Below are 13,824 nucleotides of genomic sequence, written 5' to 3'. Positions count from 1 at the left end.
AAAAATTGGTATATTGTTTGTCCGAATTGTGCAAATTGTACCCTTAGAGAGGATGGCTTCCGGAGGGTAAATGATGGGGATGGAGATGCCGCATCCGGGCAATGGACTGGCGCCGATCGAAACCATACTGGATGATGCGCGCGCCGGTCGGATGTCGATCCTGGTTGATGATGAATACGAGGAGGATGAAGGGGACCTGTTCGTTCCGGCGGCGTTTGCCAATGCGGCGGCGGTCAATTTCATGGCCGCGGCCTGTTCTGCATGACCCTGCCGCGGAAGCGGGCGGAGTTCCTCAACCGGCCGCCTATGACGCGCGACAACAGCAGCCGCACCGGGACGGCGTTCACCGTTTCGATCGAGGCGCGCGAGGGGTGACGACCGGCCTGTCAGCTGCGGACCGCGCGCGCACCATTGCGGCGGCGGCGGCTGAAGGGGCGCAGGCTGCCGATATCGTCTCGCCGGGGCATGTCTTTCCCCTCGTGGCTCGGGATGGCGGCGTGCTGGTGCGGGCCGGGCATACCGAAGCGGCCACCGATATCAGTCGTTTGGCGGGAGTTGGCGACGCCGGCGTCATTTGCGAAATCATGAACCTTGACGGGACAATGACGCGGCTTCCGCAGTTGCGCAACTTCGCGCAGCGCGAGGGACTGAACATTGCAACGATTGCCGATCTGATCGCCTTCAGACGCCGCACCGAACGCCTTGTGGCGCGGGTGACGGAGGCCGATGTCGACAGCGCGCATGGCGGGCAGTTCCGGGCCATCGTGTTCCGCGACCAGGTGGACGATGTCGAGCATGTGGCGCTGGTCAAGGGTGATGTGGCCAGTGGTGAGCCGGTGTTGGTGCGTGTGCATGCGATCAATCTGTTCGACGACATTATCGGCGATCGCGCCTACAGCAAGGGCGCCGCGACCTACAACGCGATGAAGCGAATCGAGGCGGCTGGCCGCGGCGTCATCGTTTTCCTGCGCGAAACCCATCGAACCACTCCTTCGGAAGTGGTGGCGGTGCGCAGCCGTGCCCCGGTCTTGAGCGGCAGCCAGATCCGCGACTATGGCACCGGCGCCCAGATTCTGAGCGAACTCGGTGGGAAAGACATGATCCTGCTCAATGAATCGAACCGCTCGATTGTCACGCTTGAAGGATATGGGCTGCGCGTGCTGAGTGGATAAGGTGAAAAACTTGCGCTCAAATGCTACCATTTTTATGGTGACAATATTGTTCGATAGTGCTATCTATTTAGGGAGCAAAGAGGGGCGGCTGTTTCGAAACGACCGTCTGTTCGGGGATATGGGAGGCAATATGAGCGACAGCAATTCGGTGCGCACAGCGGTGGTGACAGGAGCTGCGCGCGGCATCGGGCGTGCGATCGCAGAACGTTTCGCGCGGGAAGGGGCCCGGGTTGTCATTCTCGATCTGGACGGCGCGGCATCGGAGGTCTGCGCCAGCGAAATCGCGGCGGCGCATGGCGGTGAGGCGCTCGGCATGGGCTGCGATGTCAGTGACCGCGCCTCCGTCGAGGCTGCCATGGCGAAGGCGCATGGGCGCTTCGGTTCGATCGACATTCTGGTCAACAATGCCGGTGTGACGCGCGACAACCTCATTCACAAGATGTCGGATGACGACTGGGACCTTGTGATGGGGGTGCATCTGCGCGGCACCTTCGTGTGCACCTCGACGGCGCAGCGCTACATGGTCGAGCAGCGCTACGGCAAGATCGTCAACATTTCGTCGACCTCGTCGCTGGGCAATCGCGGACAGCTCAACTACTCGACCGCCAAAGCGGGCCTGCAAGGATTTACGCGCACGCTGGCGCTGGAGCTCGGCCGCTTCAACATCAATGTCAATTGCATCGCGCCCGGGTTCATCGACACAGAGATGACGCAGGCGACGGCCAAGCGCTTGGGCTTCACGCCCGAAGAGTACAAAGCCAAGCGTGCCGAAACCATCGCCATCCGCCGCGTCGGTGTGCCGGAAGATGTGGCCAATCTGGCGCGCTTCCTGTGCGACGACGAGGCATCCTACGTCAATGGCCAGGTGATCTACCTCAGCGGCGGCCCCGAAACGCGGCGCTAGGGATCTGACCCCGGGCCGCAGGAGACAAAGACTATGCTTCAGAGAAGGAATGATGCGTTGATTGATCCTGTAGATGCGCTTGAGAGCGATGACATGCGAGCCCTCGAGAAGCTCGCCATCGAAAACTTCCGGCCGCGCGGCCGCGCCTACGATGCAGCCAGCGTCATGCCGAAGGAAAACATTCAGGAACTGCATGATCACGGCTGGCTGACCACGACCCTTTCCAAGGAGATGGGCGGTCGTGGCAGCAATGTCGACAGCGATGATCCCTCGACCTTCCTGCAGGGCCTGCGGATGATCGCGCGCGGCTGCAGCGGCACGGCGCATTGTTATCAGGTGACCAATCATTCCGCTTGGGCGGTCGAGGCCATGGGCACCGAAGATCAGCATGAACGCTACCTGAAGCCGATGTTCAAGAAGCCATTTCTCGGTTCGTTTGTCGGCTCGGAAGCCAAGCGCAAGCACATGTACATGATGAATACCACTGCCAAGAAGGTGGATGGCGGCTACATCGTGCGCGGCGAGAAGAACTACGCGACGAATGGCAGTGATCTGGGTTTTGCGATCATCTTCGCCGCGATCGAAGGCGTCGACAATTTCCTCGACAATCATTTGATGGTGATCATTGAGCCGGACATGGAAGGCGTGTCGATCGATACCAGCTGGTACCGCCCGTCCGGCATGCGCACGGCCGACAGCCCGGTGATCACTCTCAACGATGTCTTCGTCCCGGATGCCAATGTCCTCGGCCAGCCTGGCGACTATCCCCGCAAGCGCTGGCAGGGCAAGTTTCATCTCGGGTTTGCCGCCAACTATCTCGGCACCACAGAGGGTATGTACAACTGGTTCCGGGAATATGTGGTGGGACGCGGCAAAGGCAGCGCCGAATTGATCCAGATGCGGACCGGCGAGATGAAAATTCGTCTTGAGGCGGCGCAATCGGTCTTTCACGACGCGATTCGGGCCTATCATGACCGGCCCATCGTCGAGGCGGAACTGCTTGCCATGAGTGCCAAGAGCATTGCCGCGGACGTCGCTTTCGACCTGTCGCACAAGATCATTCACGCGGCCGGATCGACCGCGCTGTTCGATGAATTCCCGCTCAGCCGCTATATTCGCGATCTGGAGACGCACGTCTTGCATGCTGGTCATGACAAGACGGCGCAGATCATCGGACAGGCGGAATTGTCGCAGGAATTTGATTCGACCTTGCAGCGTTGACGGAAACCGGGATGAGCGAGAGCCCTCTCCACACGGGAAACTTTTGTGAAGGCGACAGCTTTTCGCTGCGCAAGGATCCGGTCACGACCCGGCAACTGGTGATGTATGCGGGTGCTTCGGGCGACTACAATCCGATTCACTATGATCTTCCGCATGCGCAGCAGGCCGGGCTCGGCGGTGTCATTGCGCATGGAATGCTGACGATGGGTTTTGCCGCCCAATGCGTGACGGACTGGGCTGGTCCGGCAACGACTATCGTTGAGGTCGGCGGGCGGTTTCTGTCGCCGGTGCGGCCGGGCGATGTTGTCGAGATGACCGGGCGCGTCGACGCAGTGGCTGCGGATGGGTTATGCAATCTCACCCTCGTCGGCCATGTTGGCGACCGGCAGGTGTTTGCGGGGCAGGCGACGGTGCAAGCCGCAGACTGAAGCTATACGGCGCATGGGCAAGGTGGGTTCATTGAAAGAGAGCAGATGGCAAGAGTTGATGTGAAGTCGGAAGTCACTGGCACGGTCTGGAAGATCGAATCCGGTGTTGGCGCATCGGTAGGGCAGTCCGATCCTGTTATCGTCATCGAGTCGATGAAGATGGAAATTCCCGTCGTGGCAGCCACCTCCGGAACAGTTGCCGAAGTGCTGGTCGGTGAAGGCGACATGGTTTCCGAAGGCGATGTTGTGGCGCGCATCGACGCTTGAGGCGATTCTTATTTAGTCGGTGACCAGCGGCGAAGCCACGCCGAGTAAAGGTGCAGATTTGCACGATTGAGAGGAATCCCGGGCGATGCGGATCTCCGGCAGCGCCCGGAATTAATCTGCAGCCACCGCGCCTGCCGCACCCGCGGCGCAATCTTTATCCCTTTCTTTTCGGTCATAAGCTTTGTCCTGCCATCACAGGGTTAGCTTTTACCGGTCGCCGCAGGGTGGCGCTCCACGGTCGCTGGCACATTTCCTGCTGCTTATTGCGGTCATTTGTCACCGCGGAATTCGCGCGCCCTTAAACCTGCATGCGAGTTCAGACTTGTTTTGCTCGGTAAAACTGCTTAAATCCGGCCATTCAACTTTGAGATACTCTATCAATATTAGTTTGGCGTCATATAAAACAGGCGCGTGATCTTAAAAAATGCGGACGCATTGTCATCTCATGATGTCGCGGACCAATGTCTGCCGCTTGCATCCGCAGAATTTCTTGAACGCAATATCGCCGTGGGGCAGGTGATGAAGAATACACAATTGGGTGAGAAAGACCTGAAACTTCTGGCGCTTCTGCGGGAAGACGGGCGCATGACATGGACCCGCATGGCCGAGCAGATCGGGGTGTCGCGCGTGGCCGTGCAAAATCGTGTCGAAGCACTGAAGAAGAAGGGAATCATCACCGGGTTCACGGTGCTGACGCGCGACATTGCCAGCGAGCAGCGGCCGCTGACGATCTTCGTGCGCATCCGTTTTGCCAAGGGCATGGATGGCACGCGCTTCATCGGCAATATCGGCGGGCAGCGCGGCGTTGTTTCCGCATGGGCGGTCGCCGGCAGCTGGGACTGTATTCTCGAGGTCCGCGCTGCGAACATGGAGGAGGTCGCCCATATCCGCGATCTCATCGTTGCTTTCGGCGGGATCGAGGAAATCGAGACCGAATGCGTGCTGAAGGTTCTCAAGCGCGGCCCGGTCTAAGCGCCGACAGATCGAGGGAGCCGCCGTGCCGCGACTGGCCCGCAAGCCAGGACAACACGCGCCCCGCGCGGCCTTTGACAACGAATTTCACTTGCTTTGACCTCCTCGAAGAGGCAAACGGGAGAGGACTGCCGCCGGCCAGACGGTGGTCTGTCCGGCCCCGGTTTGCGAACCCGGATCGATCTGCCGGCGCCTCGTTTCACCCTTACTTCCTGTGGATTTGGAGAGTTCGATGGTCATTGATCCGCCCTACCTGATCTTTCTCGGCGACGTGCCGGATGCGCTGGCCGCCAAATCCGGTATCGGAATCGTCGACTGGCGACCGGAATGGTGCATCGGCCAGCTGCGTCTGGAGGGTTGCCAGGCCGACGCCGGCATCCCCGATCTGAGCATCGATGAGGCCAAGGCGCGCGGTGTGAAAACCATGGTTGTCGGCGCGGTGAATGCCGGCGGCGTTCTTCCCGATCACTGGATACAGCCGATCGTGGCGGCGCTCGACGCCGGTCTTGATGTGGCCACGGGGCTGCATATCCGATTGGCCTCGGTGCCGGAGATCGCCGAAGCGGCGCAACGCAGCGGCAGCAAACTGCATGATGTGCGCTTTTCCGATCAGAAATTTGCCACCGGCAAGGGCAGCAAACGCTCTGGCAAGCGCCTCCTGACCGTCGGCACGGATTGCTCGGTGGGGAAGAAATACACCGTTCTGGCGCTGGAGAAGGAAATGCGCGAGCGCGGCATGGACGCCGATTTCCGCGCCACGGGGCAGACCGGCGTGTTCATCTCCGGGCGCGGCGTGGCGATCGATGCGGTGGCCGCCGATTTCATTTCCGGCGCGGTCGAATGGGTGTCGCCGGCGGCCGATGCCTCGCATTGGGATCTGATCGAGGGTCAGGGATCGCTGTTTCACCCGAGTTTCGCCGGCGTATCGCTGGGTCTTCTGCACGGAGCGCAGGCCGATGCCTTCATCGTCTGTCATGAACCGACACGGACGACGATGCGCGGCGTCAGTCACGCGCTGCCGAGCATCCGTGAGGTGATCGACATGACGATTGCCCTCGGGTCGCGCACCAATCCCGACATCCGGTGCACCGGCATTGCGGTGAACACGCAAAAGCTGGCAGAAGACGAGGCGCGGGCGCTGCTGAAACAGCTCGCCGCCGAGCACGGTCTGCCGGCAACCGATCCAATCCGCTTCGGGGTGAGCGAGCTGGTCGACGCGCTGCGTTCGATCTAGGGCGCGAATCTGAGACTAAATTCTGGCTTCAAGGCCCCGGGGAATGCGGCGTGCGCCTGGCCCGCTGCGCGCGCGTGCCTGCGCGCGCGGCAGGCTGCCCCTCGTTGGCGCGCGAAATTCTGCGTCTTATCCGAAAGTCATACTTGCGCCGTTTCACGGAGTGAATAAAGTAAACGAGCGTTCATTTACCAGAACGTCGCTGCGAAGGTCGCTGAGGAGGGCCGTCGCATGCGCTCACGCCGTCTTGGGAGAGGCGGTGAAGGATAACGGGCGCCATGCGCACCGGGGTCTCCGACCCGTTCGCCAGCCGGCACAAGCGCGGCGGCGGGGGTCGTGGACCACAGAGGGGAGGATGTGGAGGAGATGTCAGCGTCTGACAGCGCCGGCGGCATGCCGGTGACCTTTCCGCAATATCTGTTGTTGAACGCCGAGCGTTATGCCGGGCGGCCGGCCATGCGTTTCAAGGATCTGGGGATCTGGCAGACCTGGAGCTGGGCCGAGCAGCGCGACGAGGTGCGTGACTTCGCGCTTGGCCTTCGCGCATTGGGGCTACGGGAAGGCGAGCGCATCGCGATCGTCGGCACCAACCGGCCGCGCCTCTACTGGGCCTTTGCGGCGGCGCAAAGTCTCAAGGCGGTGCCGGTGCCGGTCTATTCCGACGCCGTGGCGGAGGAACTGGCCTTCGTGCTCGCCAATGCCGGTGTGCGCTTTGCCGTGGTCGAGGATCAGGAGCAGGTCGACAAGGTGCGTTCGATGGCCGAGCGCCTGCCTGGGCTGGAACAGGTGATCTACGATGAGCCGCGCGGTTTGCGCGACTATGATCATGCGGCCCTGCGTCATTTCGCCGATGTCCAGCATCTGGGCCGCGAGGCGATTGCTGCCGATGCGGCGGTGCTGGAGAGCTGGACCGAGGGGGTGCGCGCCTCGGACGGCAGCGAAGTTTCCGCCATCCTCTACACCTCCGGGACGACCGGGCAATCAAAGGGTGTGGTGCTGACTGCGGCGCGATCGGTCCGGGCGGCCGAGAGCACGGCCAATTTCGACCGGCTGACGGCCGATGACGAGGTGCTGGCCTATCTGCCGCTCGCCTGGGTCGGCGATCACTATCTCAACTATGCGCAGGCCTATGTTTCCGGGCTCTGCATGAGTTGTCCGGAAAGTCCGGAGACGGTGGCCGAGAACCTGCGCGAAGTCGGACCGAGCTTCTATTTCGCCCCGCCGCGCGTGTTCGAAGGCCTTTTGACCAGCGTGATGATCCGCATGGAAGATGCCGGACCGATCAAGAAACGCCTGTTCAAACATTATCTTGCGGTGGCCAAGAAATACGGCGAAGCGGTTCTCGAGGGACGGTCGGTGCCGTTGCGCGGGCGGATCGCCTATGCGCTTGGCGATCTTCTGATTTACGGGCCCTTGCGCAACATCCTGGGGTTCTCCCGGATCCGTGTCGCCTATACGGCAGGCGAGGCGATCGGTCCGGATCTGTTCTCGTTCTTTCGCTCGCTCGGGGTCAATCTCAAGCAGCTTTACGGACAGACCGAGGCGTTTCTCTACGTGACCTGCCAGGAAGACGGGGCGGTGCGTGCCGATACGGTCGGTCCGGCGGCACCGGATGTCGAGATCAGGCTTTCGGATTCGGGCGAAGTGCAGTTCAGGTCGCCCGGCATGTTCACCGGCTACTACAATGCCGAGGAAAAGTCGCGCGAGGTGCTGACCGAGGATGGCTTCATCAAGACCGGAGACGCCGGCGTCTTCGATGCCGACGGCCACCTGAAGATCATCGACCGCGCCAAGGATGTCGGCAAGCTGCGGAACGGCGCGCTGTTTGCGCCGAAATACATCGAAAACAAGCTGAAATTCTTTCCCGACGTCAAGGAGGTGGTGGCTTTCGGCGATGACCGCGATTCCGTGTGCGTCTTCCTCAACATCGATCTGACGGCGGTCGGCAACTGGGCCGAGCGCAACAACATCTCCTATGCCTCCTACCAGGAACTGGCGGGGCTGCCGCGGGTCTATGAGATGATGCGCGAGCATGTCACTCAGGTGAACCGCGATCTGGCGCAGGAACCGAGCATGGCCGGCGCGCAGATCCGGCGTTTTCTCGTGCTGCACAAGGAACTGGACGCGGATGATGGCGAAGTGACCCGTACCCAGAAGGTGCGGCGCGGCTTCGTCGCCGAGCGTTATGCGCCGCTGATCGAAGCGCTTTATGACGGTTCGAGCGAGAAATATGTCGAGACCGAGGTGACCTTCGAGGATGGCCGCAAGGGTCTGATCAAGGCGACGGTGAAGATCGCCGATGCCGAGACCTTCGAGACTGCCCAACCGGTCAGGGAGGCGGCCGAATGAATTCGCCTGCCGCGCATTTCTCGCTGCACGGTCGCGATGACGGGTTGAACCCGGGCGATGTGCTGCTTGATGTCAGGAACGTCTCGCTGGCCTTCGGGGGCGTCAAGGCCATCACCGACATCTCCTTCGACATCCGCAAGGGCGAAATCCGCGCCATTATCGGTCCGAACGGTGCTGGCAAGACCTCGATGCTCAACGTCATCAACGGCTTTTATCATCCGCAACAGGGCACGATCTCGTTTCGCGGCGAGGCGCGTCGGCGCATGCAGCCGCACGCGGCGGCGGCCTCGGGCATTGCGCGCACCTTCCAGAATGTGGCGCTGTTCAAGGGCATGTCGACGCTCGACAACATCATGTCGGGACGCACCCTGAAGATGCACCGGAATTTCTTCTGGCAGCTGCTCCACGTTGGCCCGGCGCGCGACGAAGAGATCGCCAACCGCCGCAAGGTCGAGGAGATCATCGATTTTCTCGAGATCCAGCACATCCGCAAGACGCCGGTCGGCAAATTGCCTTACGGGCTGCAAAAGCGGGTCGAACTGGGACGGGCGCTGGCGATGGAGCCGGACCTGCTTTTGCTCGACGAGCCGATGGCGGGCATGAATCTCGAAGAAAAAGAGGACATGAGCCGCTTCATTCTCGACGTCAATGATCAGTTCGGCACGACGATTGCGCTGATCGAACACGATATGGGCGTGGTGATGGATATTTCCGATCGTGTCGTGGTGCTCGATTACGGCCGCAAGATCGGCGACGGGACGCCCGACGAGGTGAAGAACAACCGCGATGTCATCGACGCCTATCTGGGAGTGCCGCACTGATGGACGTGCTTTACACCATCTTCATCGATCCATTCGTGCAAATGGCTGAGGCGCCGGACTTCTTGTTGCAGGTGGTCTGGGAAGGTTTCGTCGCCGGCATCCTTTACGCACTGATCGCGCTCGGTTTCGTGCTGATCTACAAGGCCTCGGGCGTGTTCAACTTCGCGCAGGGCATCATGGTGGTGTTTGCCGGACTTTCGCTGGTCGGGCTGCATGAAATGGGCGTGCCGGCGCTGCTGGCGCTGATCATGGCGATCGGCGTGATGGCGATACTGGCCATCTGCATCGAGAAATTCGTCATGCGTCCGCTGGTCGGCCAGCCGGACATCATCCTTTTGATGGCGACGATCGGCATGACCTATTTCCTGATCGGGCTGGGCGAGTTCATCTTCGGCGGCGAGCCGAAGCAGATGATCACCGAAGAGCTCGGTCTGCCCACCGGTTCGACCGCCTTCGAGATGGACAATGGCGGCCTGGTGATCCTGCAGCACATCGACATTGCGGCGGCGGTGATTGCCTTGATCATGGTCGGCGGACTGGCGGTGTTCTTCAATCGCACGCGCATCGGGCGCGCCTTGCGCGCGGTCGCCGACGATCATACGGCCGCCTTGTCGGTGGGCATTTCGCTCAATCAGATCTGGGCGATCGTGTGGTTTGCCGCCGGCATCGTGGCGCTGGCCACCGGCATCATGTGGGGCGCCCGCTCGGACGTGTCTTTCGCCCTGGAGATCGTCGCGCTGAAAGCGCTGCCGGTGCTCATTCTTGGCGGCTTCACCTCGATCCCCGGCGCGGTGATCGGTGGCCTGATCATCGGCATTGGCGAAAAGATCGGCGAAATTTACTGGGGCGGTCTCGTCGGCGGCGGGATCGAGAGCTGGCTGGCCTACATGATCGCGCTGATCTTCCTGCTGTTCCGGCCGCAGGGCCTGTTCGGCGAAAAAATCATCGAGCGGATCTAGGGGGTCGGCATGTTCTATCGTGAAACCGGACAGTTCAAGACCAGCTACACCGCCGATCAGCAGATCTTCCCGATCCGGCAGGATCGTATCGGCGTGGCGATCATCCTGGCCGTGGCGCTGCTGGTGGTGCCGTTCGTGGCCAATGAATTCGTGCTGTCGGCGATCGTCATTCCGTTTCTGGTGCTGGCGCTGGCGACCATCGGGCTGAACATCCTGACCGGTTATGCCGGGCAGCTGTCGCTGGGCACCGGTGGGTTCATGGGGGTCGGGGCCTATGCCTGCTACAAGCTGGTGACGATCTTTCCGGATGTGAATGTGATCATCCACATCCTGTTGTCCGGCTTCTTCGCGGCGGCGGTCGGTGTGGTCTTCGGATTGCCGTCCCTACGCATCAAGGGCCTGTATCTGGCGGTGACGACGCTGGCGGCGCAATTCTTCCTCGAATGGTGCTTCATCCGCATTCCGTGGCTGTACAATTACAATCCGTCGGCGGCAATCGAGGTGCCGGGCAAGACGCTGTTCGGCGTGCTGATCACCGGACCGGCGGCCAGCGGCGTGGCGCGCTATTTCGTGGTGCTGGCAATCGTCATCGGCATGACACTTTTGATGAAGAACCTGATCCGCGGGCGCATCGGCCGGCAGTGGATGATGATCCGCGACATGGACATCGCCGCCGAACTGATGGGCGTGCGGCCGCTGATTGCCAAGCTCTCCGCCTTCGCCGTGTCGTCCTATATCTGCGGCGTCGCCGGCGCGATGTTCGTGTTCTTCTATCTCGGCGCCTCGGAACCGGCGGTGTTTTCCATCACCCTGTCGTTCCAGATCCTGTTCATGGCGATCATCGGTGGCCTGGGCTCGCTGGTCGGATCGTTCTTCGGCGCCGCGTTCATCTGGATCCTGCCGATCCTGTTGCGCGTCTGGCTGCCGGCCATGGGGTTCGACATCGGCGCCGAGGCAATTTTCCAGATGGCGCAGATCATCATCGGCGCGCTGATCATCTTCTTTCTGATCGTCGAGCCGCACGGGCTGGCGCGTTTGTGGGCGATCGGGAAGGAAAAACTCAGGGTCTGGCCGTTCCCTTACGCCTGAGGGAACACGGGAAGCGGCCGGGAGGGCTGCGCCGGCAACAATGCCGGACCTTGAGATAGCATCGGGTTTTGGAGCCGAACCCGACGACATGGCGAGGCTCAGTTGCAGGACCTTCGAAAGGGTCATGAACGGGAGGAAGAACATGAACATGAATTCAATGCTGGCAGGCACGCTGCTCGCCGGGCTTGCGGCTTCCTTTGCCGCACCGGCGCTGGCGGCCGATTCGGTCTATATCCAGTTGCCGACCTATCGCACCGGCCCCTATGCCGGCTCGGGTATCGCCATCGCCAACGGGATGTCGGACTATCTGAAAATGATCAATGCCCGCGATGGCGGCGTCAACGGCGTCAAGATCGAATTCGACGAATGTGAAACCGGCTACGACACGCAAAAGGGCGTCGAGTGCTACGAGCAGGCGAAAGCCAAGAACACGCTGGTGTTCAATCCCTGGTCGACCGGCATCACGCTGCAGGTGATCCCGAAATCCTCGGTCGACAAGATCCCAGTCCTGTCGATGGCCTACGGCCTGTCGGCGGCGGCAGACGGCACGACCTTCCCGTGGGTGTTCAACCCGCCGGACACCTATTGGGACGCCCTTTCCGGCATCATCAAATATATCGGTGAGCAGGAAGGCGGGATGGAGAATCTCGACGGCAAGACGATCGGCTACATCTTCCTTGATGCCGGCTATGGACGTGAGCCGATCCCGCTGTTGGAAGATCTCGCTTCCGAATACGGTTTCGAAGTGAAGCAATACCCGGTGGCCGGCAAGGAAATGCAGAACCAGTCGTCGCAATGGCTCAGCGTGCGCCGCGACCGGCCCGACTACATGATCATGTGGGGATGGGGCGCCATGAACCCGACGGCGATCAAGGAAGCGGTGAAGAATCGTTTCGACATGTCGAAATTCATCGGCGTTTGGTGGGCCGGCGGTGACGATGATGCCCGCGCCGGCGGCGCCGGTGCAAAGGGTTACAAGGCGATCAGCTTCAACAATGTCGGTGCCGACTATCCGGCCCTGCAGGACATCAAGAAGCTGGTGATCGATGCGGACAACAGCGAAACGCCCGAGAGCCAGCTTGGCGAGAACCTGTACAACAAGGGTGTCGCCAACGCCGTCTACATGGTCGAGGCGATCCGCACCGCGCAGGAAGAGACCGGCAAGACGGTGATCAATGCGGAAGACATGCGCGTTGGTCTCGAGAACCTCGAACTCGACGAAGCGCGGCTCGAGGAAATCGGTCTCAAGGGCATGATCTCGCCGATGAAGATCACCTGCAAGAACCACTCCGGGCACAATCCGATCTTCGTTCAGGAGTGGGATGGCGAGAAATACACGCCGGCCAGTGACTGGTTCGAGCCGATGACGGAGAAGGTCACGCCGATCCTGATGGAAGCCTCGAAGGAGTATGCCACCAGCAACGCGCCCTGGCCGGAGCGTGAGGAGCCGTGCCCCGAGTAAGGCACTCGAAAATTCCGGCTCGCGGCTTTTGCCGCGGGCCGGGTTCCATCCCGCATTCAACAAGGCCGGACCATCGACATGACCGAGGAAGCACGCGTGCCCGAGATTGCATCGCCCGAAAAGATCCTTTCGGTCGACAATATCGAAGTGATCTACGACCACGTTATTCTGGTTCTCAAGGGTGTATCGCTGTCCGTTCCGCTGGGCGGCATCACGGCACTCCTCGGCGCCAACGGGGCCGGCAAGACGACTACCCTGAAAGCCATTTCAAATCTGCTCAAGGCCGAGCGCGGCGAGGTGACGAAGGGCAAGGTCATTTTCAAGGGCGAGGAGGTTCAGGGCCTGTCGCCAAACGATCTGGTGCGGCGCGGCTGCATTCAGGTGATGGAAGGGCGGCATTGCTTCGGGCATCTGACCGTCGAGGAAAACCTGCTGACCGGCGCCTTCACCCGGCGCGACGGCAACGCGGCCATCAAGGACGACATCGAGATGGTCTACGACTATTTCCCGCGGCTGCGCGAGCGGCGCGGCAGCCAGGCAGGCTATACGTCGGGTGGCGAGCAGCAGATGGTGGCCATCGGCCGGGCCTTGATGAGCCGCCCGACGATGATCCTGCTCGACGAGCCTTCCATGGGGCTGGCGCCGCAACTGGTCGAGGAAATCTTCGAGATCGTCAAGAAGCTCAACGAGGAGCAGGGGGTCTCCTTCCTGCTTGCCGAGCAGAACACCAATGTGGCGCTGCGCTATGCGAAATACGGCTACATCCTCGAATCGGGCCGGATCGTGCTGGACGGCGACGCGGCGGCGCTGCGCAACAATGAAGATGTGAAGGAATTCTATCTCGGCCTCGGCGGCGAGGGGCGGCGCTCGTTTCGCGAGGTCAAGCACTACAAGCGCCGCAAGCGCTGGCTGGCGTGACGACCGGGAAGTTGGGGAAAGTGGGACGGCA

The 13,824-nt window shown here is 61.2% G+C and carries 13 protein-coding genes and 1 pseudogene; all 14 read left to right on the top strand.

The window, feature by feature from the left end:
* Nucleotides 1-70: 70 nt before the first annotated feature.
* Nucleotides 71-375 (top strand): annotated as a pseudogene (locus KY465_RS18825) (3,4-dihydroxy-2-butanone-4-phosphate synthase).
* Nucleotides 372-1,172 carry a 3,4-dihydroxy-2-butanone-4-phosphate synthase gene (locus KY465_RS00760; RefSeq protein ID WP_346432579.1) on the top strand — a complete coding sequence of 267 codons (801 nt, stop codon included), beginning with the start codon at nt 372-374 and terminating at the stop codon, nt 1,170-1,172. The pseudogene KY465_RS18825 and the gene KY465_RS00760 overlap by 4 nt, the downstream one beginning before the upstream one ends.
* Nucleotides 1,173-1,302: 130 nt before the next feature.
* A complete protein-coding gene (gene fabG / locus KY465_RS00755) occupies nt 1,303-2,076 on the top strand; it encodes a 3-oxoacyl-ACP reductase FabG (RefSeq protein WP_219157408.1) in 774 nt (257 codons plus the stop codon).
* 57 nt (nt 2,077-2,133) lie between these two features.
* Nucleotides 2,134-3,297, top strand: coding sequence for an acyl-CoA dehydrogenase family protein (locus KY465_RS00750; RefSeq protein WP_219157405.1), 1,164 nt, complete (start codon nt 2,134-2,136; stop codon nt 3,295-3,297).
* An 11-nt stretch (nt 3,298-3,308) separates the two neighbouring features.
* Nucleotides 3,309-3,725, top strand: coding sequence for a MaoC/PaaZ C-terminal domain-containing protein (locus tag KY465_RS00745; protein WP_219157402.1), 417 nt, complete (start codon nt 3,309-3,311; stop codon nt 3,723-3,725).
* A 45-nt stretch (nt 3,726-3,770) separates the two neighbouring features.
* The gene (locus KY465_RS00740; RefSeq protein ID WP_219157399.1) at nt 3,771-3,992 is read left to right on the top strand and encodes an acyl-CoA carboxylase biotin carboxyl carrier protein subunit; all 222 of its coding nucleotides are present in this window, start codon (nt 3,771-3,773) and stop codon (nt 3,990-3,992) included.
* 519 nt (nt 3,993-4,511) lie between these two features.
* Entirely contained in the window at nt 4,512-4,964 is a 453-nt protein-coding gene (locus KY465_RS00735) for an Lrp/AsnC family transcriptional regulator (protein WP_219157396.1), read from the top strand.
* 232 nt (nt 4,965-5,196) lie between these two features.
* The gene (dgcN, locus tag KY465_RS00730; RefSeq protein ID WP_219157393.1) at nt 5,197-6,198 is read left to right on the top strand and encodes an N-acetyltransferase DgcN; all 1,002 of its coding nucleotides are present in this window, start codon (nt 5,197-5,199) and stop codon (nt 6,196-6,198) included.
* 363 nt (nt 6,199-6,561) lie between these two features.
* Nucleotides 6,562-8,544, top strand: coding sequence for an AMP-binding protein (locus KY465_RS00725; RefSeq protein WP_219157390.1), 1,983 nt, complete (start codon nt 6,562-6,564; stop codon nt 8,542-8,544).
* Nucleotides 8,541-9,365: an ABC transporter ATP-binding protein gene (locus tag KY465_RS00720; protein WP_219157388.1), complete on the top strand. Its 825-nt coding sequence runs from the start codon at nt 8,541-8,543 to the stop codon at nt 9,363-9,365. Before KY465_RS00725 ends, KY465_RS00720 begins: the two co-directional genes overlap by 4 nt.
* A complete protein-coding gene (locus KY465_RS00715; RefSeq protein ID WP_219157385.1) occupies nt 9,365-10,324 on the top strand; it encodes a branched-chain amino acid ABC transporter permease in 960 nt (319 codons plus the stop codon). Before KY465_RS00720 ends, KY465_RS00715 begins: the two co-directional genes overlap by 1 nt.
* A 9-nt stretch (nt 10,325-10,333) precedes the next feature.
* Nucleotides 10,334-11,413 carry a branched-chain amino acid ABC transporter permease gene (locus KY465_RS00710; RefSeq protein WP_219157383.1) on the top strand — a complete coding sequence of 360 codons (1,080 nt, stop codon included), beginning with the start codon at nt 10,334-10,336 and terminating at the stop codon, nt 11,411-11,413.
* Between the two features lie 142 nt (nt 11,414-11,555).
* A complete protein-coding gene (locus KY465_RS00705) occupies nt 11,556-12,875 on the top strand; it encodes an ABC transporter substrate-binding protein (protein WP_219157380.1) in 1,320 nt (439 codons plus the stop codon).
* 78 nt (nt 12,876-12,953) lie between these two features.
* Nucleotides 12,954-13,793: an ABC transporter ATP-binding protein gene (locus KY465_RS00700; RefSeq protein ID WP_219157377.1), complete on the top strand. Its 840-nt coding sequence runs from the start codon at nt 12,954-12,956 to the stop codon at nt 13,791-13,793.
* Nucleotides 13,794-13,824: the final 31 nt, after the last annotated feature.

It is taken from the genome of Neohoeflea coraliihabitans (genome assembly GCF_019334345.1).
GTDB lineage: Bacteria > Pseudomonadota > Alphaproteobacteria > Rhizobiales > Rhizobiaceae > Pseudohoeflea > Pseudohoeflea coraliihabitans.
Note: the sequence above shows the minus strand (reverse complement) of the source record. Positions and strands in the feature narration are given on the sequence as shown.